Annotated in this window: 17 protein-coding genes; 16 read left to right on the top strand and 1 reads right to left on the bottom strand. The window is 46.2% G+C overall.

Annotated features, from left to right (window positions below):
• Window positions 1-21 precede the first annotated feature (21 nt).
• From BP97_RS0113245 to BP97_RS0113195, 11 genes are all read left to right on the top strand, one after another.
• The gene (locus BP97_RS0113245) at window positions 22-1,242 is read left to right on the top strand and encodes an ABC transporter substrate-binding protein (RefSeq protein ID WP_036745802.1); all 1,221 of its coding nucleotides are present in this window, start codon (window positions 22-24) and stop codon (window positions 1,240-1,242) included.
• 31 nt (window positions 1,243-1,273) lie between these two features.
• A complete protein-coding gene (locus tag BP97_RS0113240) occupies window positions 1,274-2,476 on the top strand; it encodes an ABC transporter substrate-binding protein (RefSeq protein ID WP_028549533.1) in 1,203 nt (400 codons plus the stop codon).
• A 37-nt stretch (window positions 2,477-2,513) separates the two neighbouring features.
• Window positions 2,514-3,413, top strand: a complete 900-nt coding sequence (locus tag BP97_RS0113235) for a sugar phosphate isomerase/epimerase family protein (RefSeq protein WP_028549532.1) — start codon at window positions 2,514-2,516, stop codon at window positions 3,411-3,413.
• Window positions 3,414-3,442: 29 nt separating this feature from the next.
• Window positions 3,443-5,281 carry an ABC transporter permease gene (locus tag BP97_RS0113230; RefSeq protein ID WP_028549531.1) on the top strand — a complete coding sequence of 613 codons (1,839 nt, stop codon included), beginning with the start codon at window positions 3,443-3,445 and terminating at the stop codon, window positions 5,279-5,281.
• Between the two features lies 1 nt (window position 5,282).
• The gene (locus BP97_RS36160) at window positions 5,283-6,422 is read left to right on the top strand and encodes an ABC transporter ATP-binding protein (RefSeq protein ID WP_051620553.1); all 1,140 of its coding nucleotides are present in this window, start codon (window positions 5,283-5,285) and stop codon (window positions 6,420-6,422) included.
• Window positions 6,423-6,464: 42 nt separating this feature from the next.
• The gene (locus BP97_RS0113220; protein WP_197035464.1) at window positions 6,465-7,229 is read left to right on the top strand and encodes an MgtC/SapB family protein; all 765 of its coding nucleotides are present in this window, start codon (window positions 6,465-6,467) and stop codon (window positions 7,227-7,229) included.
• Window positions 7,230-7,252: 23 nt separating this feature from the next.
• On the top strand, window positions 7,253-8,068 hold the full coding sequence (locus BP97_RS0113215; protein WP_051620552.1) for a Cof-type HAD-IIB family hydrolase: 816 nt from the start codon (window positions 7,253-7,255) through the stop codon (window positions 8,066-8,068).
• Entirely contained in the window at window positions 8,065-8,874 is an 810-nt protein-coding gene (locus tag BP97_RS0113210) for an inositol monophosphatase family protein (protein WP_028549528.1), read from the top strand. Before BP97_RS0113215 ends, BP97_RS0113210 begins: the two co-directional genes overlap by 4 nt.
• A gap of 202 nt (window positions 8,875-9,076) precedes the next feature.
• Entirely contained in the window at window positions 9,077-9,598 is a 522-nt protein-coding gene (locus tag BP97_RS0113205) for a TetR/AcrR family transcriptional regulator (protein WP_028549527.1), read from the top strand.
• A 129-nt stretch (window positions 9,599-9,727) separates the two neighbouring features.
• Window positions 9,728-10,699, top strand: coding sequence for an SDR family NAD(P)-dependent oxidoreductase (locus BP97_RS0113200; protein WP_028549526.1), 972 nt, complete (start codon window positions 9,728-9,730; stop codon window positions 10,697-10,699).
• 118 nt (window positions 10,700-10,817) lie between these two features.
• The gene (locus BP97_RS0113195; RefSeq protein ID WP_036745800.1) at window positions 10,818-11,456 is read left to right on the top strand and encodes a thioredoxin family protein; all 639 of its coding nucleotides are present in this window, start codon (window positions 10,818-10,820) and stop codon (window positions 11,454-11,456) included.
• A 292-nt stretch (window positions 11,457-11,748) separates the two neighbouring features.
• On the opposite strand, the gene BP97_RS0113190 is transcribed toward BP97_RS0113195, so the two are convergent.
• The gene (locus BP97_RS0113190; protein ID WP_028549524.1) at window positions 11,749-13,743 is read right to left on the bottom strand and encodes a beta-galactosidase; all 1,995 of its coding nucleotides are present in this window, start codon (window positions 13,741-13,743) and stop codon (window positions 11,749-11,751) included.
• Between the two features lie 321 nt (window positions 13,744-14,064).
• Between BP97_RS0113190 and BP97_RS0113185 the strand changes: the two genes are divergently transcribed.
• The 5 genes from BP97_RS0113185 to BP97_RS0113160 all read left to right on the top strand — a co-directional run bounded on the left by BP97_RS0113185 (window position 14,065) and on the right by BP97_RS0113160 (window position 23,167).
• On the top strand, window positions 14,065-15,606 hold the full coding sequence (locus BP97_RS0113185; RefSeq protein ID WP_028549523.1) for a helix-turn-helix domain-containing protein: 1,542 nt from the start codon (window positions 14,065-14,067) through the stop codon (window positions 15,604-15,606).
• Window positions 15,607-15,762: 156 nt separating this feature from the next.
• A complete protein-coding gene (locus BP97_RS0113180; protein WP_028549522.1) occupies window positions 15,763-17,145 on the top strand; it encodes an ABC transporter substrate-binding protein in 1,383 nt (460 codons plus the stop codon).
• A 441-nt stretch (window positions 17,146-17,586) separates the two neighbouring features.
• Entirely contained in the window at window positions 17,587-19,902 is a 2,316-nt protein-coding gene (locus BP97_RS0113170; RefSeq protein ID WP_028549521.1) for a helix-turn-helix domain-containing protein, read from the top strand.
• A 210-nt stretch (window positions 19,903-20,112) separates the two neighbouring features.
• Window positions 20,113-21,633: an extracellular solute-binding protein gene (locus BP97_RS0113165; protein ID WP_028549520.1), complete on the top strand. Its 1,521-nt coding sequence runs from the start codon at window positions 20,113-20,115 to the stop codon at window positions 21,631-21,633.
• A 31-nt stretch (window positions 21,634-21,664) separates the two neighbouring features.
• The gene (locus tag BP97_RS0113160) at window positions 21,665-23,167 is read left to right on the top strand and encodes an extracellular solute-binding protein (RefSeq protein WP_156043212.1); all 1,503 of its coding nucleotides are present in this window, start codon (window positions 21,665-21,667) and stop codon (window positions 23,165-23,167) included.
• Window positions 23,168-23,176 lie beyond the last annotated feature (9 nt).

Below are 23,176 nucleotides of genomic sequence, written 5' to 3'. Positions count from 1 at the left end.
GAAACGGGAGGCTTCATCACAATGAGAACAAAACGCAAAGCGGTTACTGCGCTACTGGTTGCTTTTACGATGATGTTCATGCTGGCTGCGTGCAATTCAGCCCCTGGAAAAGGAAGTCAAGCGGGAGGGGATGGTAAGCAGGGAGCAGCAGGGAATGTTCAGGCAGCGAACGAATGGGCGGAGAAGAGCGGATTGAATAAAACGGAGACGGTCGACGAGCTGTATGCCAAAGCGAAGCAGGAAGGCAAAGTGGTTGTGTATTCCCAATCCAGTCGAATTAAGGATGTGAAGGCGACTTTCGAAGCCAAATATCCGGGAATCAAGGTGGAAGCCTTCAACTTATCGACGAATGATATTGTCGAGAAGGTCATTCGGGAGCAGGCGGCGGGCATTTACAATGCGGACGTCATTTTCGTCAAAGATGCCAGCGGGGCCGTATCAACGGAACTGACGTCGAAGAAGCTGGTCCATAAATATTTGCCGACTGACCTATCCGCGAAGATGGTGGAACCTTACAAGAGCAAGAGCAGTGGTTTGGTTCCGTACTTCAGCTTGCGGGCGATATTCTACAACACGGACGTGTACAAAACGCCGCCTGTTACGAACTGGTGGGATTTGACGATGCCGGAGTGGAAGGGCAAGGTGCTGTTGAACGATCCTATCGATTCGGCGGATATGATGGACTTGTTCCTCGCCATGGTCCAGCATGCGGATGAGATGAAGCAGGCCTACAAAGATAAGTTCGGTAAAGACATTGTCCTTGAAGGAACGGAAAATGCTGCCTATGAGTTCATCAAGCGTTTCCTTAAAAATGACCCCGTGCTGATGAAGTCAAGCGACGAAGTTGTTGAAGCCGTAGGCGTCACGAACCAAGGAAAGCCTCCTATCGGCATAGGCGCATCCAGCAAGCTGAGAGATGTTGTCGATAAAAAGCTGAGCATAGCTGCTACCTATGACGTGCTTCCACGCATATCGGTAGTTGGACCGTCTTACTTGTACGTAGCGGATAAAGCACCGAACGTTAATGCCGCAAAGCTGATGATTCGTTGGATGGCAGGAGAGGCGGATGGAAAAGCAGACGGATTCAAGCCTTTTAATGTCATGGGCTCCTGGTCGACTCGAACGGATAATGGTCGCACGGATCAGCTGCCCATCGATAAACTCCATGTGTGGGATTATGACTCCGACTTTTTTTACAAAAATTATGTGAAGTTCAGAGAGTTTTGGCTGAAAATGCAGTGAGGAACTCACTATAGGAAAGCAGGGGATTTAAATGAAAAAAGCGAGGATGACTTGCGTTTTACTACTGACCTTCAGCATGGTAATCGCAGCCTGCAGCACTTCAACCCCCAAGACTTCAACAGATAAAACGACAAGCGGAGCCGCAGAAGGACAGGGCAAATCGGAGTGGGCCGAACAAAACGGCTTGTACAAGACAGAGACGGCAGATGAGCTTTACGAGAAAGCCAAAAAAGAAGGTAAAGTGACGGTGTATTCTACTTCAGGACGGATTAACGATGTAGAAAAAACATTCGAGGCCAAATACCCCGGCATCCAGGTCGAGGCGTTTGATCTGAAATCCAACGTCATCATGGATAAGGTCATTCGGGAGCAGGCTGCTGGAATTTTTAATGCCGATCTGGTCCTAACGAAGGAAGTGGGCGGCGGCATCGAGGAGGAGTTGGTCAAGAAGGGCATGCTGTTCAAATATCTTCCGAATGATATCGCAGCTCATGTATTCGAGCCGTGGAGGAGTACGGGGATCGCTTTCGTCCCATACCTGGAATTCCGAACGTTGTTCTATAACACAGAGCAGAACAAGACGCCTCCGGTGAACAACTGGTGGGACTTGACGACACCGGAGTGGAAGAACAGAGTGCTCATGGTCGATCCGATGCAGTCTCCGGCGCAAATGGATATGTTCGTAGCGTTCGTCGTCCACGCGGACGAGATGGCCAAAGCGTACAAGGATAAGTTCGGCTCCGATATCGTCTTGAACGGAACGCCGAATGCGGGATATGAATTTCTACAGCGTTTCTATAAAAACGTCATTCTCGTCAAGGCGAGCGGTGACGGTCAGGACGCTGTCGGCAAAGCAGCGCCGAACAAACCGGCTCCCGTGTTCATCGGGGTGTCGGGGGATATCCGCAAAATGGCGGATAAAGGCTTGAAGGCCGATATCATCTGGGATATGAAGCCGAAGCTCTCGGTTGTAGACGAAGGCCTGCTGTTCGTAGGGAACAAAGCTCCTCATCCGAATGCGGCGAAGCTGCTGCTGCGCTGGATGGCCGGAGAAGCGAACGGCAAAGGAGAAGGTACGGCTCCGTTTAATGAGATCGGCTCTTGGATGACCCGTGACGATGTGTCGCATAAGAACAGCAAAAATATCAATGAACTGAATGTATGGCAGTACGACAGCGAGAAATTTTACAAGGTGTATCAGGATGTCGTCAATTTCTGGATCAAAAATCAATAAGTCGATAAAGTACCCAATCGAAACGGAGTGTTGGCCCATGATAGGTTTTTCGATACAAAGCCCTGTATTTCTTGGAAAAGCAAGCAAGGATAGTCCCAACGATCTGATTGCTCATTATGATAGAGTGGAGCTGCTGCTGGATGCGCTCAAGTCGAGCGGAGTCGGTTCCATTGAAGTAAGGATACTGCCTCGCGGAGCGGATGAGTGGGCTTACCGCGATCTGATCCAAACGATTTGGGATGTAGGACTTCAGGTGACCATTCACGGGCATGTGGCGGGGGAGCATCCAGGATCCCGTTTCGCCGAAATCTATCCTTCTATGAGCTATGTGCTGAAGCATTTTCATAAATACCAGGACGGCTTGACGATGGCGCTTCATGCCTTCGATGCCAAGACGGGCTCCGAGGAGGAGCTTCATCGCCAAACGGTCGACCTTTTACAGGATTGGGTCGGAATGATTGAAGCCGAGCAGCTTCCGCTTCGTATCGGGATCGAGAACAATCGCAAAAAGTCGAGTAAGGTAGACCCCGGCGACTCTATTGATGGCGTTCTAAGGATCGTGAACGAGGTGAACAGCCCTTATGTCGGTATCACATGGGATATGGGGCATTTCTACTCCAATCTGCTGGATACTCACGGTTTGAAGGAGCTGCCGGAAGAACCGATGCTCGATTTGCCTCCTGTTGAGTTTTTGCAAAAAGCGATTCATACGCATATTCACGGCATGGGAGCTACGGGGACTCATAATCCTTTGACCCGTAGGAACAGCCTTCCTTTGGAGCATTATGTTTCGGCCCTTCAACAAGCTGGATATAAAGGAAAATATAATTTGGAGCTCACGATGAACAAGTTCGATCAGGACCAATCGCTATGCGCGCATGTTCTGGATTCGGTCAGACGATTGCAGGCTGCGACATTACTCGAATCGACAACATAACAGCAATGGGCTGTAAAGGGGTGTAAGTGGTGAACAATATCGAATATTCAGGCAGGTCGGCTCCCAAGTACTCGATGACACGTGCCGTCAATCTGATAAAAGGCTTTTTTACGAATCCGTTATATTTGATCAGTACCATCGCCATCATTTTTCTTGGCTACACCATTGTCATTCCTATGTGGGAAATTGTGGCGCATACCTTTACCTGGCATCCGGAGGACATTAGAGCCAATCCCGGAGCCGTGCCGGGTGAGTTGACGCTGAATCATTGGCTCCATGTGCTGTACAGTGACATCAGTCAATCGATCTTTTACAAGCCGTTGTTAAACTCATTCAATATCGCTGTATTCGTTTCCGTGTTCTCTATGATTATTGGGGGCGGCCTAGCATGGCTCGTGACCCGGACCGATCTTCCTTACAAGAAGGCATGGGCGTTTCTGGCCATTATTCCTTATATGCTGCCTTCCTGGATCAAGTCGTTCGCGTGGCTGATCGTATTCAAGAATGACCGAGTAGGCGGGACGCAAGGAATGCTGCAATATGTATTCGGCATCAACCCTCCAGACTGGATATCATACGGTTTTCTTCCGATCTCCATCGTGCTCGTTGCTCACTATTACACGTTCTTTTACTTGCTCATTGCCGTATCACTCAGCTCGATCAACAGCAGCTTGGAGGAAACAGCGGATATTTTGGGGGCAAGCCGATTTGCCATTCTTAGAAAAATTACGTTCCCGTTGGTGCTTCCAGCTATTCTTTCCGCATTGATTCTGACCTTCTCCAAAAGTATGGGTACGTTCGGTGCGGCAGCATTTCTCGGTCTTCCGGTCAAATACTATACGATCGCCACGATGCTCTACGGCAGTATGAAAAACCGGATGATCTCTGATGCCTATGTGCTGAGCTTGATACTGATCATCATCTCGTCACTGACCATCTACTTCAACCAACGTGCCATTGGTAAGCGCAAGAGCTATGCTACTATCGGCGGTAAAGATTCAAGGAAAAATTTGAATCCGCTCGGGCGCTGGAAAATTCCTGCCGTCGCTGCCGTCTTCTTGTTTATGTTCTCTGCGGGGATTTTCCCGCTGCTGCTGCTCTTGTGGCAAACGTTCATGCTGCAAGACGGTAACTACAGTCTTAGCAACCTGACGACACACTATTGGTTCGGCGATTCTGACTTTTCTATAGCTTCTGGTGAAGTGGGAATTTTGAAAAGCGATACGATTTGGCTGGGCTTAAAAAATTCTTTACAAATCGCATTGCTGGCAGCATCAATCGCGGCTATAATGGGTTTAATATTCGGATATGTCATTTCCAAAGGAAGGAAAACTCTTTCCGGAAAACTGGTAGAGCAGCTATCATTCATGCCTTACTTGATTCCAGGCATATCCTTCGCCGCCATTTATTTGTCCATGTTCGCACAGCCGCACTTACTGCTTCCTGCTTTGTACGGAACCCTGTCCATCGTCATATTAATCACCATCGTCAAAGAGCTGCCATTCGCTACCCGGTCGGGTACGAGCACCATGCTGCAAATCAGCGGAGAGCTGGAAGAAGCAGCCAAGCTGCACGGAGCCTCCTGGTTCCGGAGATTCTTCAACATCATGGTGCCGCTAAGCCGCAAAGGTCTTATAAGCGCTTTCCTGCTCTTGTTTATAAGTGCAATGAAGGAGCTGGATTTGATCATCTTGCTCGTGACGCCGAAGACAAGCACTTTGACGACATTGACGTTCCGTTACGCGGAAAAGGGTTACCAGCAGTATGCTGACGCTATCGTTATCATTATTATCGCAATTATATTGATTACGAATTTTGTTGCGACGAAGTACGGCAAAGCCGATCTTTCGAAGGGCATAGGAGGATAATATGAGCGGAATACAACTGAGTAAGATTAATAAATACTTTGACAACAATCATATACTGAAGGATCTGGATTTATTTATCGAGGATGGCGACTTTATGACGCTGCTCGGTCCTTCGGGCTGCGGTAAGACGACAACACTTCGCGTAATCACCGGATTGGAGAATCCGGAGGGAGGCATCCTGACGATCAATGGCAAGGAAATGGTCAACGGGGCAAAAGGCTATTACGCTCCGCCTTCCAAGCGCGGATTGAATCTTGTATTCCAAAGCTATGCTTTGTGGCCTCATATGACGGTATTCGATAACGTCGCCTTTGGACTTTCCATTAACAAAACACCCAAGGTGGAAATTCGCACCAAGGTGGAAAGCGCTTTGGAAAAAATGCGAATTATTCAGTACAAAGACCGCTATCCTTCTGAGCTGTCCGGCGGTCAACAACAGCGGGTTGCAATTGCGCGAGCGATTGTAACCGAACCGAGAATCTTATTGCTTGACGAGCCGCTCTCCAATCTGGACGCGAAGCTGAGGCTAGAGATGAGAGCGGAACTGAAGAGATTGCACCGTGAGTTGAAAACGACGATCATCTACGTTACTCATGATCAAGTCGAGGCGTTAACGATGTCTACCAAGATAGCCATTTTCTTCGAGGGTAACCTCGTGCAGGTGGATACGCCAAGGAACATTTATCGCCATCCGGTCGATTTGCGGGTTGCGGACTTCATCGGCAATCCCAAAATCAATTTTATCGATGCCGACGCAGCGTATCATAATGGCAATATGACAGCGGATTCAGAGCTTGGTACCATGGTCATTCCAGGTGTTCAGCCTTTATCCAGCAAGACCGTATTGGCCGTCTACCCGGAGGATATTCGCATATCGCCGGACAAAACCGAGGGAGCGTTCCCATTAAGTATTTATTCGGTGATGCCCGCAGGCTCGGAAACGCTCATTCAGCTTACGACGCGCGGAGACAATCTGCTGCTGGTTAAATTGATTGGAGAAATGGATTATCCGGTCGGCAAGATTGTATGGGTTACAATCCCGCCGGAGAAAGTGAACGTGTACGACAAAGAGAGTGGAAGGCTCATTCCACGAACTAACGAGTCTGCACCAAGCAGCGAGCTGAAACGAAATATTATATGAAAATAACTTAATTTACTGAGCTGGGAGAGAAAGACATTGACAATGGTAAGCGGAAGCGTGTGGGAAATTACTCACTGGGAGCTGGTGCTCCGGATGATATTGGCCGTCGTGTTGGGCGGTTTGATCGGGATGGAACGGGAATGGAGCAACCATGCGGCAGGGTTTCGCACTCATATTTTGGTTTGCCTCGGATCGACTACGATCATGCTGCTGTCCAGCTACGGCTTTTCCCAATTTGTCAATGAGGCGAATGTACGTACGGACCCTGCCCGCTTGGCGGCACAGGTTATCAGTGGTATCGGTTTTCTGGGAGCGGGAGCTATTCTTCGCAACGGCAATATGATCAAGGGCTTGACGACAGCCGCTTCGGTATGGGTTGTGGCAGCCATCGGCTTGAGTGTAGGCGCAGGATTTTACACTGGTGCGTTCTTCTGTACCTTCCTCGTTCTGATCAGCTTGTTCCTGCTGAATAAATGGGAGAAGCATCTGATGAGAAACCGCAGATATCACGATGTCGATATCCAGATTATTGATAAGCCGGGCACCTTGGGCCGCATCGCGTCCATCTTCGGTGATCATGATGTTCAGATTGCCAATTTGAAAATGATGCCTGATGAGCATTCGTCTAGTGAGAGCTCCGCTTCACCATCCATGAACCTGCATTTTAGCTTGAAAATGAAAAAGCAGGAGCAGCTGGTTTCCGCAATGGAACAAATCGCTGCTATGGACGTTGTTATTTCTTTGGAATCCCAGCTGATCTCAGGCCTGAAAACGAATGGAAGTAAAGAGAATTCGCTTTCCATATAAAACAGACAGGGTGGCTGGAACATGTGAAAAATATACTACTCATTTCCGATTTGGACGGAACTTTATTGAATCAAACGCAGCAAATTAGTCCCGAGAATGAAAATGCCATTAGGCGGTTTAAGGAAATGGGCGGTTTGTTTACTTTAGCAACAGGACGAATGGAGGATGCGGTAGAGCCTTTTGTTCAAAAGCTTGGCGTGGATGTGCCTGTCATCTTATATAACGGGGCCAAGATTGTTGATCCTGTAACGAAAAAAGTATTGTATGAGAAAAAGCTGACGATACCCCTTATGTTGTGGTCCCGATTCATGGAAAGCCTGACAGGCTCAGATGATTTAGCGCTGCTTGTATATCGTAACGGTCAAGTCTACGCACCCGTTCGCAACGCTGTTCTGGAAAAACATGAGAACAAAGATGGCGTGGTGTGCTTGCCCTTCTCCGACGACATTATAGCGGAGCCTGTAACCAAGGTGATGATTATCAGCTCCTCGATAGATAAGGCCAAGCAATTGGAGCAGGTCGTTCTGGATAGCGGCTTGCCTTGTGAGATGGTCTACTCGGAATCGAATTATCTGGAAATACTGCCTCAGTATACGACCAAAGGAACGGCTCTGGTAGAGCTCCTGCGAATATTGGGAATCGATCAGCCCTACACGATAGCAGTCGGTGATAACTTGAACGATTTGGCGATGATCCGGCAAGCAGACTTCGGGTATGCGGTCGAAAATGCCCATCCTCAATTGGCGGCAGCCGCCGATGCGGTTACCGTGCACCATGAACGGCATGCCATTGCTGCGATCATTGGAGATTTTATCGAGAAGAGGAGAGAGCTGGCATGAGCTATTTGGAAACAGCAGGAAGAATAGCGAGAGAAGCGGGACGAATGATCCACTCCAAGATGAATTCGGATTTCTCAACCGAGCAAAAAAGCTCCGTCTTCGATGTTGTAACGGAGATTGACAGAGCATCGGAGCAGCTGATACGACAGCGCTTGATGGAGTCTTACCCGGAGCATGGTTTTCTCGGAGAAGAAGAATCATTCGCCCATGCTGGAGAGCTGGCTGACCGGTTGGAGCAGGCGAAGACAGAGCCGTTCATCTGGATCGTCGATCCGATTGATGGCACGAATAATTACGTGCAAGGGATTCCGGGCTTTACCGTATCCATTGCGCTGGCTTCCTACGGAGAGCTTATTGTCGGAGTCATTTATGACCCGTGCAGGGACGAAATCTTCTGGGCGGAAAAAGGGAAAGGCGCTTTTATGAACGGTAACCCGATTGCCGTCTCCGATGCGGTCGAACTGGCACAAACGGTAGTAGGAACAGGGTTCCCATCCAAAGCGGCGAACCGCCAGGCGGTAATGACAAGCCTTCAGGAGATCGCTCCTCAGTGTCGCTCTATCCGTTCCCTTGGATCGGCAGCACTGCATCTGGCCTATGTCGGAGCTGGTAAGCTTGGCGCCTTCTGGGAGTACGGACTTAACGCGTGGGATATTGCGGCAGGAGTTCTTATTATAGAAGAAGCCGGTGGCAGAGTCACCGACACATTGGGGAATCCTTACAATTTGAGTGTGCAACATGTGGTTGGAAGCAACGGCAGTGTTCACGATGCATTACTAAAGCCGATGAAACCTATAGGAATTTAGATACTTGGAATCCGACTTGCTATGGGCAAGTCGGATTTTTGTGGCCGTGGCTCTGTTTCGGATGAGGTTATAGTTCCAACACCTTTTCTCAGCTACTGGGCAGGTTAGTTTGCCAGATTGATGAATTGCAACAACATCTGTTTTCCATTATACTCATAAAAAGTGATTAATCACTAACAAACTGCAGAGGAGTTAGATCTTCATGGCTAAAGACGCAACGACCCCTGTTAACCGCAGATCAGACATCATTTCCGCCGCAATCGAAGTGTTTGCTGAGATTGGTTATTATCGGGCAACTACAGCACAGGTCGCTGAACGGGCGACTATATCGCAGCCTTATATTTTTCGATTCTTCCCAACAAAAGAAGCGCTTCTTATGACTGCATTGGAGGTTTCGTGGGGGCGTATTATTGAATCTTTTCGCCATGTCGTTGAGTCTGCTTCCCCGGAGAAGCTCGAGACAGATTTAATTAGTGCATATGAGAAAATTCTCGAAGATTACCGCAATGAGGTATTTCTTCAGATGCAAGCACAGACAATCCAAGAAGATTCTATCCGTGATACAATGCGGAATGGATTTCGGGAAGTACGTCAAATCGTGCTTGAAGCTTTCCGTAAGGCAGAGATCATGAATCCTGAAGAAAGAACGATGTTATTTCTGGCTAGAGGGATGTTATGCAACATTGCGGAAGCCATTAGCATGCCTGAATTAAAAGAAACGTGAGGGAAACGAAAAAAGGTCTCCCTCACCAAAGAAAGTGTCATTTTAGTAATTGACTAATCAATAACTGGATGATATGATGAGTTTAAGTTAGTGATTGATCAATAACAAAATGAAATGAGGTCGGTAATAATGGAAAAAGCAATAGTAATTGGAGCAACAGGCGGGACGGGAGCAGCGATTACGGAGGAACTTGTCAAACGCGGAGTAAGTACCATTGCTTTTGGGCGTTCTCGTCAGAAATTGGAACAATTAGCCGAAGGACTTGGGAATCCCACACATTTGACGCTTGCCGTAGGGGATGCATTGTGCTCTAAAGAAATTGTAGCTCAAGCAGGCGGCGCAGACGTACTATTCCATTGCGCGAATGTACCTTATCATGAGATGGCAGCCAAGTTGATACCGTTAGGCGAATCGGTAATGGAAGCAGCAGAACAACTCGCCATTAAAGTTGTAGCGATTGATGGGATTTATCCTTATGGAAAAAAACAGATGGATCTTGTCACAGAAGAGCATCCTAAACAGCCTCATACGAAAAAAGGAAAAGTTCGTCTGGATTATGAACGGATGTTATTCAGTAAAAGGTGGAGTAACGCAAAAGTCATGATTGTTCGCTTGCCCGATTATTATGGACCTACAGCTAATGAAGCATCGTATTTAGGTTCAACCCTGGAAGCGATTGCTGCCGGGAAAATGGCCCTTTTCGTTGGCAACATGCACGTTCCTCGAGAATTCGTCTATTTACCGGATGCAGCTAAGATGGTTGCCGAGCTGGCATGTAAAGACTTCGCTTACGGACAAAACTGGAATATACCGGGGGCTGGGCTCATTTCTGGTAGAGAGATCGTACGGATTGCTCGAGCGGCAAGTGGTCATGCTAATCCGGTCATTCCTTTGAAAAAATTAGGTTTATCGTTGCTAGGCATGAGCATGCCCGTCATGAAAGAAGTCGTCGAGATGCTTTATTTAACCGAAGAGCCGCTTACGCTTAGTGGAGATAAATACAAACGCTTCATCGGGCCGATCACCGCAACGCCGTTCCAGGAGGGGATTACCTCGACTGTGTTGGCATTGAAGGAGAGAAAGTTTTCGTTTAAACTTTAGTTATTGATTGATCAATAAATATCGCACCTCAGTCTTTACGAATACCCGGTACCGTATCCTATATGTTACTATGGAAATGACGAGTCCATAACTACAAGAAAAAGTCGAGGTGCCAAGTATGAAAGTAAATAAAGTCGTCTTATTCACATTGAGTGCATGTCCGACCGGAAGGTCTATGGGAACCGTATTAAGGGAAGTCAAAGAGAGAGTGAGCACAATAGAGTTAGAAACGGTATATGTCGATATTCAAATCGAGATTACGAATGAATACCGCATCAAGACCAATCCGACTACGCTATTCCTTGATCATGATGGCAAAGAGCTGTACCGGGTGGAGGGGTTCCAGGAAACGGAGCTTATCCTTGGGCTTATAGAACAACTGAATAATGAAGAGATCACTAAAGGGCAATCGTACGAAGCGAACGCAGAGAGTATGGAGACTTATACAGTTTACCTGTATAACCAAGATTCCATTGAGGCTGTTGAAGTACAGCATCCTAATAAAACTTCTGTTCGGGCGCCGCGTATAACAGCGGTTCAGGTTTTGTTGCAAGCACGTAAAGAGGGCCTTGAGAATCCGTTTCCTGGATCGGCGGCGCTCGAGCTGGTAAGGTTCAATGGAAGCTTTGGAGAAATTACGATCCATATGACCAGAGAGGATGAGCAGCAAGCCAATAAGGAAAAAATGAGGTTGGCGTTAGTCAATACGTTGAATCATTTTGGAATCGACGATGTTAAGCTGACTGTTACCCGCTAAAATAAAAAGCTGATTCACGCAAAGGGGAATCAGCTCCAGGCTGTCGATAAGCCTATCTCCACGAGAAATTGGCTATATAGGGAGGTAGGGCATGCCTCGGAGGAGTTTACGTCCGCCTTTGAAATTCGTGAAAATACCGCTAATTCTAATCAAATTCACGGGTTTCAACAGCGGTTGGAGGGGCATGCCCTATCGGAGTATATTGACAATTTCAAGTTTCTTAGGTTTCTCTCGTCAGACTCAAGCTGATTCACCCTAAGGGGAATCAGCTTTTTTCGCGTCTTCAATGAAATTATTGCCGAGGAAATTGTACGATACGATATTCGAATGGACCCAGCTCCAGCTTACCTGGCTGAACATTCGTTTGCGTTAAAATATCCATTCCTTGCTCAGGTAGGGTGACGGTTCCGCCGTTACCATTCATGTTGACGATGACCCACTGTTCATGAGTGTCTGTATGCCGCGGAGCTACAATGGTGCCAGGTGTCACATCGGTTCTAAGCGTTACACCGGCTTCTACAGCATAATGATCAATGAGCTTTCTTAGCAGCAGATCGCCTTCCTCTCCGATCGGTAGAGAGCCTAGCATCACGATTTTACCTTTGCCGCAGCGGTGTTCGGTAATAAAGGCTTTGCCTGGTGTCAGACCTTCTTCCAGAGTACCGACTGTGGAAGCGCCCTTTGCTTCAAATATTGAGCTCCACATGCTCAGTGACGCAGATACACCGAATGCATTGCCGAGCGTACCGGTGCCCTCCATTGGATACGTAAATAAAGTTTCTACACCCGCCAGCTGTTCCAACTCTTGGCTTAATGCAGCATCGGTATGAATCGTATGATTTTCCGTTCTGCCTCCCGTAAGAGGGCCTATGACCCAAATTCCACCCCGTTCAGCAAGTGCTTTAGCACGTTCTCTATATTCTGGAGAAACGTAATGTAGGAATGGAGTGAAGAGCAGCTTGTAGCCGTCAAGATCAGCTCCTTCCGGAGTCAGATCACGATGGATCCCCATAGAGACGAAACGTTCGTAAAAGGAAGTCACGATGCCCCGATGATTCAGCTTGCGGTGAGGTTCTGTTTTGAGGAACGCTTTGGCCTTATCCGAATACGTAATGGCAACTTCCGCTTGAGTTGGACGTGAAGCAACGATGATGGGCTCGATCTGCTTACGAGCCTGCTCGACCTCCAGCACACTTTGGTAGCCGACAGTCGGTTTGCCCCATGCGCTCAGCACGGAGCCGTGAGGCTGCTCGCAGCCTGCTCGCTGTTGGCGCCACAGCCAGTAACAAAACGCTTCTGCGCCCAGCGCATAGGCAGCCACCGCTTCGGAACGCAAGTAACCGTTCGGATGGGGCTTGGCGTAGCTTTCTAACGAAGCACTGAACGAAGTACTCGTTTCCATAATCCAGTAATCCTTGCCATGTTTGAAGTTTCGGAATAGGTCACAATTGATTAAGTATCCCGGCAAATTATCAAAGTTAGCATACGTATCGAATGAGGCGAAATCCAAATTTTTGAATAAACGCTCGTTATCTACGTGGAAGGCTACGCTGCTGTTATGAGTGATCGGTGCTTTTGAATATTTACGGATGATGGCAGCCTGCTCATCCGAAAACTCGGCTATTTTTTCAAATGAGAACAGCTGGTACATCGTTTTTAATGAAGAATTGTGCAGGAATGGTGCTGCTCCCGGCTGCGGAACTTGATCGAACGTGTGGTAATACTCGCTCCAGATGTCGGTTCCCCAAGCCTCGTTCAACTGTTCAACGGTACCATAGCGCTCTTGCAGCCATTGATGCCACAAGCCTTTGCAGGTCTCACACATACATTCGGCTACATGCGCCTTGAATTCGTTATCGATCTGCCAACCGATGACACCCGGCAGAGGGCCTACGGCCTTAGCGATATGTTCGGTAATGATGGCGGCTCTTTCTCTGAAATAAGCGTTATTGGTACACGCATGCTGTCTCGAGCCGTGGCCCATCACAGTGCCGTTCTCATCTACATACATCCGCTCCGGATGCCCGTGAGTAAACCAAATGGGCGGGGTGGGCGTCGGGGTACACATCACGGTTTGAATGCCGTTGTCATACAGTTGATTGATCACATTTACGAAGAAGCTCATATCAATTCTACCTTCTTCGGGTTCCATCTTGGACCAAGCGAATTCTCCGATCCGCGCTACGTTAATGCCTGCTTCTTTCATGAGCCTTATATCTTGAGCAACTACATCTGCACTCCAAAGCTCCGGATAAAAGGCGGCACCATGATATAATCTTTTTTCCATAAGTCATCTCTCCAACCTTCAGTTAGTTCGTATAATACTGCGATTTTACTCATCTTATTAAAATATGTCCTGCCGTTCAATTGAAGATTCTTGATATTGCCCATCATTTTCCTTAAACATTATTGATTTGTTTGCACTTTCTTGAAAAAAGCCGTTTTTTCAGCCGTTTTATGTGTCTTTTCCCTGTAACATCCATATGCCCAAACAGCTTTTTACAGGTTCCTCATGAACAAGTTAAATCAGGCTGATGGTGTGCCATACAAAATTAGCTAGAATGGGGATAGATGATGAAAGCAGTTGTTTCCCAAGGAGGTTGATACTTTGCTTCGAGCAAGCAAGCTCTTGTACAAATGCCTTAGTCTTTGTTTTATTTGCAGCGCCACATTGGCTATTGCGGAATTGTTTACAGGGAAAGATTCATCTTGGAAATTGTTTATGCTCATCTCAGGCAGTATGGCTTTGATGATGATGGGGCTATTTTACTTGCAGAGGCAATTCATTTACGTAGCTGCACTTAATCAGAAGCAAGGAGATAGTCATAAGGATGTCGTAATGGAAGCGCAGCTGCAATATTTGACTGAAATGAAAAGGCGCTTAGAGCATCAATTGGATGATCAGGCGGCTCAACTGAACCGCTATTTTCTGCAGCAGCTATTTCTCGGAGGCTATACACAGCCGGAGCTGCATTCGCGTCTGGCCCTGATCGGAGGGGCTCCTAGCGAACAAAGGCTGTTTGCGGTCATGACGCTGCGGATGGAGCCAATAGAACATACCCGTTTTGCTGAGAATGACCGGGATTTGCTGCTGTTTGCCATCCGTAATGTGATAGAGGAGCTTATTCCTTCCTCCTCACGACTAACGCCGGTCTCGATCGAAGATAAGATTGTACTTTTGACGGCTGATCCATGCCAGAGCAAAGATACATTCAGGGCCGTTATGGATACTTGGGTCGAAATGATTCAGACCGCGGTATCGCAATATTTATCACTGAAACTAAGCGTTGGGGTCAGTGCTGTGTTTGTAGACAAAATGAGTATTCCTAATGCATACCAAGAAAGCCTGGAAGCTTTTAAATATCGGATTTGGACGAAAGAACAGTCAATTTACTATTATGAAGAGCCTCTTGCAGGAACAATGAACGGCTATCCGCTGCCTCATGAGCTGGAGCAGGAATGGTTAGAGGCTGTCAAGCATTGTGAAATCGAGAGGGCGGATAATCTTCTGCACCAGGTTGTCAAAGAAATGGTTCATCATGCAGGCAACCCGCAAACGCTGGAAATGTCCATGGTACGTCTATTGTTTGCATTTATGGAGCACATGCGGCAGTGGGGAATCGTATACGATATTTGGCAAAACAGCCGGACATCCTTGATCCAGCAAGTAATAAAACTGCAGTCCGAAGCAGAAATCGAACGTTGGTTTAAGCAAGTGTTAATGGATCCATGTCTGACTACATTAGAGGGGAACATGAAATCATACAAAAAAAATCTGCTTGATCAAATCGTAACTATGATACGAGAAGAGTACGATACAGATCTGTCACTAGAAACCGTAGCCTCCCGGCTGCATTACAATCCTAATTACTTAAGCGGCCTGTTTAATAAAGAAATGAATATTACATTCAGCGAGTATTTAGCCAAGCAACGGCATGAAATGGCGCGCAAATGGCTGATTGAAACAGGATTGCCGGTGAAGGAAATCGCTTGTAAGCTGCAGTATAAAAACTCGCAAAACTTTATACGATCCTTCCGCAAAGGGCAAGGGATGACACCAGGCGAGTTCAGAATGAAATACGGCAGAAAGCCGATCTTTGAAGAAATGGGCTATATCACAGAAAGGGGAGCTGACCCTGTATTTGAATAGCTGCGTGACCTGAATAATCATGGGTTTACGATGATAATCACTAGATCATTTTTGATACATAAGTATAGATAAGATGATAGACCGTAACCATCCGCTCTTATATTCTGTTGTTGAAAGTTCAAAAAGAGCTTCAAGAACAAATTAGGAGGGGTCCGAATGAACGTGGGAAAGGGCAGAGTAAAATATAAAAGAAGAGCCGCAATATCTATTGCATGGTTAGCCATTCTTTCTTTGACGATATCCGCTTGTGGCGGCAACGGTTCAGGTGGTAGCGGCAGTGGAAGCAGCGGCACAGACAGCGGGAAGAAGGAAGAAGCCCCCAAGCAGCAATCCTTGGCTCCGGAAAAAGCGGATTTAACCATTACATCCAGCGGCGCGCTGAGCGAAGAGTCGTTCGAGGCGAACTACGGCAAATATTTGAAAGCCAAGTTTCCTAATTACACGTTCAAATACATTAAAAAGGCTACAGGAAGTTTGATCACCGATTTAATGACCGCAGGCACTCCTATTGACATCATATACGAAAGCTCCGGGAATATATTTGATGGGCTCATCAATCCAGGTTTGGCCATGGATATCAGCGATAAGCTTAAGCAGCATAATGTTGATTTAAACCGTTTCGACCAAGGGTCGATCGATGTTATGCGCCAATTGGCCAAAGGCGGAATATACGGTTTGCCTGTTAACGATATGACGATGGTTACTTATTATAACAAGGAAATATTCGATCGTTTCGGAGAAGCTTACCCTAAGGACGGTATGACTTGGGAAGAAACGCTTGATATTGCCAAACGGCTGACCCGAACGGATAACGGAAAAACTTATTTGGGTCTCGTCGTTTCACCTCTGCACTATATTCGGTTAAATCAGCTTTCAGTAGGTGCGGTAGATCCGAAAACGGAGAAATCTTTGGCGCAGGATGATCGTTGGAAACGAATATATCAGGGGATTTACAAAGCACAGGGCGATATGCCGGACTACAAAAAATACGTTGCCTCCAATTCCAACAAAATGCCGTACAAGAATGAGTTTTATAAAGAAAAAAATCTCGCCATGTTCGTCTATTTGTCCGACCTGTATTCGGCTAACACGAATGAGCTGGATCAAATGACATGGAACATGGTATCTTCTCCGGTGTTTAAGGATTCACCGAAAACAGGACCGCAATCTTATCCGACGTTCTGGAATATCGCGTCCATCTCCAAGCAGCAGGACGCAGCTATGGAAGTAATCAAATATTTGACCTCCGACGAATATCAAATGATTGTATCCAAACGCGGAGAGATGACCTCATTGAAAAATGATCAGATTCGTAAAGCAATGGGTCAGGATTTGAAAGTAAAAAACATTAATTTCCAATCCACTTACTTCCTTACTCCGGCAGCTAGCTCGTCACGCAGCTATTTAGAGCCGCTTGCTCAAAAACCATTGGAAGCTGCCATTGTAGAAGTGGCTACCGATGCGACAGATATCAATTCCGCCTTGCGGAAAGCGGAAGAGACGGCGAACAAAGCGATTGAAACGGAGAAGAAGAAATAAAGATTATAGTGTAGCAAATAAGGCATTATCGGGGTGCATTCCGATAATGCTCTTTTTATTTGGCTACAAAGTTAAATTTGGACTATGGATTGTAATCCCATTGTATACCAAGATAGAGAAAGGAACTGCAGTAATAAAAAGTGAATTTTTATGTAAAAGATCACTGTTTTTTAAGGAATAGGACAAACCGATGTTGATTGCAGTACCCTAAGCATTGCTGTATAATGAACCGGAGCCTTCAAAAGGCAGTTTTGTCATACAAACCAAATTGAGCAATCGGGACTTTCGTCTCATGCACAGCAAGTAATCCGTAGTACTGAGGTTGTAGTATATTCATATAGCCCATCTCCGCTTCCAATCGTTCTTTGCAGGATGTTAAGCGGTTTCATTAAATAGAGTGCAGCTAGAGCTGCCAGGCTGCTTACAGGAGGGAATCGTCAGATGCCGAAATATTTAGTGCGTTTGATCAGTTTTACTTTCATAGTAGCGGCGATTCCTGTTATTTCCATTGGCCTTATTTCTTATTTTATAGCTTCAGGCGATATTGAGGATAAAGTCAAGGAAGGAAACATGCAGGTTTTGCTGCAAACCCAGATGAGGGTCGAGCAGGTTCTGAAAACGTTGGAGCTCACCTCTCTTCAATTTGTAAATTCACCGTTGGTCGCTTCGTCCGTGAACGAGAATTTGAGCTATGACGACTTCGCGAAGCTCCGCGATTTATCCAAAGGTCTGTACAACCTGCAGACGTTTACTAGTGTTAGGGAAGCTTATCTGATTAACTTCAATATGGATTGGATGGTCAGTTTCTCTACATTCCGACGTCTTAGCACTCACCCTGACCGGGATGTTCTGACTTCTTATGCGAAGTATCCAAATAGCTTGTTCTGGATTACCCAAAATCCGAAATCGCAGGACAAGCCTGTCGACGAGGATGGCAACACTGAAGAAGCTTCTACGCTGCCGGTAATTCGGATGGTTTATAAAATTCCAGTTATCCCTATGACCAACCAGCCCAAAGGTCTTCTTGTTGTAGAAATATTGAACAGCCAGGTTAAAAACCTGTTGGTGAACAATAAAAAACTAGGCGAAGTATACGTATTGGATAGGGAGGGTCATAACTTCCTATTGGAGGATAATGAGGTAGATAACAATCAGGCTATTCATGCGCTGGTAGCTGACAGGGTTCGCGATACACAGGAAGATTCCGGCTTCTTTAACGCTTATGTTAATGATAAGGAATTAGGTATTTCGTACCGATCTTCTCCGTATAACGGATGGACTTACATATCTGCCGTATCCATCAATGATATTACGAAGCAGTCTAAGAAAATTGCTTGGGTTACTTTTATCGCATGCACGATCATCTTTGTTTTGGTAGGTATTCTTGCTTTCTACGGCAGCAGACGTATGTACTCTCCTATTAAAAGATTATTCGAATTTACGAAGCAAATCGAAGTCGAAGGTCAGGAGCATAAGGACGAAATTGTCCGGATCGAGCAGCGCTTCCGAACATTATTCAGTACGGAGAAACAGCTGCAGCAGCAGGTGCGCGGGCAATTCAGCCAACTTAAAGAGTTTCTCGTGCTGAAGCTGTTTACAGGACAAATTTCGGATAGCGACTTCGCCTACCGTTCGCAAACGTTCGGGTTTCCAATGGAGTGGAAATGTCTTGGTGTCCTAACGGTACAAATCGACACACTGCAGGAGAGCAGGTACCGCGATCATGATAAGGAGCTCCTGTTGTTTGCTATTAACAATATGGTTGGAGAGCTGATTCCGCAGCAGGATAGGTTTAGTCCCGTATTGCTGGATCAATCGCAAGTGACTCTGCTCGTTTGTCGGTTGGACAATGAAGCTGAGCGCAAAGCGTATTTCTTCCAGACGGCTGAAATGATTAAGCAAAAGATTCATGAGTTTCTGCAGCTTCCAATCAGCATTGGAATAAGCCGACCATTCGAAAAAGCAACCGAATCGGTACGGGCTTACGGAGAATGCCTTGAGGCATTGAAATGCAGAATCAGCTTAGGTCATGAAATCATAGTCCATTACGAGGATATTGACGCAGGCAAGAAAGAAATGGAGATTACAGTCTACACTCAGTTGAAGCTGCTCGAGGATCAGCTCGTCAATTCACTCAAGCTGGGTGAAGTTGACCGAGTCGATATGGTGTTTGATAAATATATTGCCGCTATTGTAGAGAAAGGCATTCATTTTAATGAGTATCCGGCTCTTATGATGCAGCTGATTTCTAAGGTATACCAGCTTGTACAGGAGCAGGGAGGCTCTGTGAAAAAGGTGCTCGGCAGTAAAGCGACGATAGACCAATTCCTCAAATTAAATACGCTAGAGGATATTATTAAATGGTTTAAGGTCGAGCTGTTTGAGCCGATTATCGGTTTCTTGAATCATCAGGCCGAGTCTCAGTACGTCAATATCGCCAATCAAATGGTGAAGCTGGTGCATGAACGATTTGATCAGGATATTTCGCTTGAAGCTTGCGCATCGATATTGAACTTCCATCCTGTCTACTTAAGCCGGGTGTTCAAGAAAGAGATGGGCATTAATTTCAGCGAATATTTGGCTGAATACCGCATGAATACAGCCAAAACCTGGCTGGAGAATACGAGTTTGAAAATATCGGAAATCGCCGAAAAGCTGAACTACACGAATACGACAGCGTTTATACGAACCTTCCGTAAAATCGTCGGCATGACACCGGGACAGTATCGTGATCAGTATAATAAAGATAACTCTTGATTGAGCAAACAAAGAAGGGCTGCCCCTAAAGTTCATCAGCGATGAAAAGGGACAGCCTTTTTTAATCAATAAGCGCTTCTGAAATTAAATGGGGCTAAAGTGAAGAGTGCAGGCCATTCCAACGCTTTGTACAAATGCTTCGTGATATTTTTTTTAGTATATTATTGGGTTGTTGAGCGGATATAAATTTAAATGGGAGGACCTTAAGAAATGAAGAGCAAGAAATGGGCTGTATCTTCTTTGGCTCTATTATTATTGAATGGAATCATCACAGGCTGCAGCAGTGGAAAGACAGGCACCACCGATTCGGCTAGAAAAAGTGCCGACAATCCTCCATTCACCATAAGTATCGCTACGGCGCAGGTTGGCGATGTTCCGGAGAAAGATAACGAAGTGGAATTGGCTCTGGAGAAATACACAAACACGAATTTGGATATTCAATGGATCCCGACTGCAGCTTATGACGATAAAGTCAATATTATGATGGCGTCCAACGAGATGCCGATGATGCTTAGAGTCAAATATATTCCAACAGCCATTAGCGCGATGAGATCCGGTTTATTTTGGGAGATCGGTCCTTATTTGAAGGAATTTAAAAATTTGTACGCACAAAATGCCCAGTTTTACGATAATATTGCGGTGGATGGTAAAATTTACGGTCTTCCCATCTATCGGGATATTGCCCGAAGTGCCGTTATCTATCGTAAAGATTGGCTTGATACGCTAGGACTTAAGCCTCCGACAACGCCGGAGGAATGGTATAACGTTTTTAAAGCAGTGGCTACGGGGGATCCGGACAAAAACGGTAAGGCGGATACATACGGGATGGTTCTCGCCAAAAAATACAATGATGGCTCTGCGGCTGTGACAACCCGAATTGCAACGAGCTTCGGTGCTCCGAATAAATGGGGAGTAGACGCCAGCGGGAAGTTTACACCTGAATTTATGACTAAAGAATTTATAAGCATGCTGCAGCTGTTTAGAAAAGCGTATAGTGAAAAGCTGATTAATCCAGACTTCGCAGTTCTGGATGATGCAGAGGTTGAAAAGGCTTACGATACAGGCAAAGGAGCTATTCGGATCGCCGTCTCTACCAACGCCAAAAGTATGCAGGATCGTCTGGTGAAGAACAATCCGAATGGTAAGTTCGATGTTATGCCGCCAACAGGTCCTAAAGGGGTTCGAGTAGCGGGCGAAGTAGGCAACAACGGGCTGTACGTCATCCCGAAATCAACGGTGAAAACCGAAGCGGATTTGAAGAAAATACTCGCATTTGCGGACAAGCTGATGGATGAACAGATGTCTACATTGCAGCTCCGTGGTGTGGAGAGCAAACACTTTGTCAAAACATCTGATGGTAAAACAGAAATGAAAGATTTTACGGCCTTTCAAAAAGAAGTAAAGCCCTATAGAGACAGCTTGTTTAATAATGAAGGCTACAATGTGCTTCCTTTAAAGGATACGGAGCTAGGTGAAAAAGGCGTAAAAATCGTTCAAGACAATTTGAAATCGGCGGTATCTAATCCGGCTTTAAGTCTGGACTCGGCGACCTATACGGAGAAAGGGAAAGAACTCGAAATTTTAATGATGGATGCTCAAACAAAGTATATAATGGGTAAGATTGACGATGCTGGATTCCAGGCGGAAATCGACAAATGGCGTAAAGCAGGCGGAGATTTGATGATTAAAGAGTATGAAGAGGCTTACGCTGCCGCGAAGGGTAAACCATGATGAATTGTTCTTAGGAGGGTCGTGAGTGAAACTGAAAAAAAGTGTGGCCGTTCTCAGCACAGCTGTACTAACAGCCGGAATAGCAGCAGGCTGCGGGGAAGGCGCAAACAGCAAGACCAGTCAAACTACTGCGAATAGTCCGTTCAACTTATCCATGGCATTAATGCAGGTTGGGGACCCTCCGAATAAGGGCAATGATATTGAGCAGGCCATTGAGAAGTATACGAATACGAAGCTGGATATTCAGTGGATTCCGCAGTCCGCTTTTGACGATAAAGTTAACGTAATGATAGCAGCCAATGAAATGCCCAAAATTATGAAGGTCAACTATGTTCCGACGACCATCAGCGCCATACAATCCGGGTTGTTCTGGGAAATCGGTCCATTCCTTAAAAATTATAAAAATTTATCCGTCCAAAACCCGCAGTACTTTGATAATATTTCTGTGGAAGGAAAAATTTACGGGATTCCTAACTTCCGTGATATCGGTCGTGCAGGGATCGTATACCGCAAGGATTGGTTTGATTCGATGGGATTGAAGCTCCCGACGACCGTCGATGAATGGTATAACGTGCTGAAGGCGCAAACGCAGAATGACCCGGATAAGAACGGGAAAAATGACACCTTCGGTACCGTATTATTTAAAAAGTACAATGAAGGTACTCAGCCGGTCATTACTCGTATTGCAGTAAGCCAGGGTGCTCCGAACCGGTGGGGAGTGGAGAATGGCAAATTCACCCCGGAATTTATGACTAAGCCTTATTATGATGTCTTGAAAATGTTCCGAAAGCTGTATGAGGAAAAATCAATCAACCAGGACTTTGCTGTATTTGATGATTCTGAAGCGATCAAGCTGATGGATTCCGGCAGAGTCGGCATGAAGCTGAACGGGGTTTATAACAATGGAAAGAGCTACCAGGATAAATTGGTGAAATCGGCACCTACGGGAGAGTATGATGTTGCTCCCTTTACAGGTCCGCAAGGTATTCGTCTAGCTGGTGAGCCGGGCAATTTTGGTTTTCTCGCTATCCCTAAAACTTCAGTCAAAACCGAAGAAGAGCTGAAGAAGGTTCTGGCTTTCTTGGATATGCTAATGGATCCTGAAATGTCGACGCTGCAGCTGCGCGGAATTGAAGGGAAGCACTACAAGAAAGTGGATGGCGATAAGACCGAATTTACCGATTTGACAGCGTATCAAAGAGATGTGAAGCCGTACCGCGACAACTTGGTTAATATCGAAGGCTACAATGTGGCTGAACAGAAAGACACCCCGCTTGGTGAAAAAGGAACCAAGATGACTCGCGAAAATATTAAATATGCGATTCCGAATCCTGCGCTAACGTTGACATCCGCAACGGTCTCCGAGCGAGGTAAAGAGTTGGATCAAATGATTTGGGATGCTCAAACGAGATACATTATGGGTAAAATCGATGATGCAGGGTGGCAGGCAGAAATCGATAAATGGCTAAAGGCTGGCGGAGACAATGTGATAAAGGAATACGAAGCCGCTTATGCAAAGACTGGTAAAAAGTAACGCTTCACT

Origin of the sequence: Paenibacillus sp. UNC451MF (genome assembly GCF_000686845.1) — a bacterium.
GTDB lineage: Bacteria > Bacillota > Bacilli > Paenibacillales > NBRC-103111 > Paenibacillus_S.
Note: the sequence above shows the minus strand (reverse complement) of the source record. Positions and strands in the feature narration are given on the sequence as shown.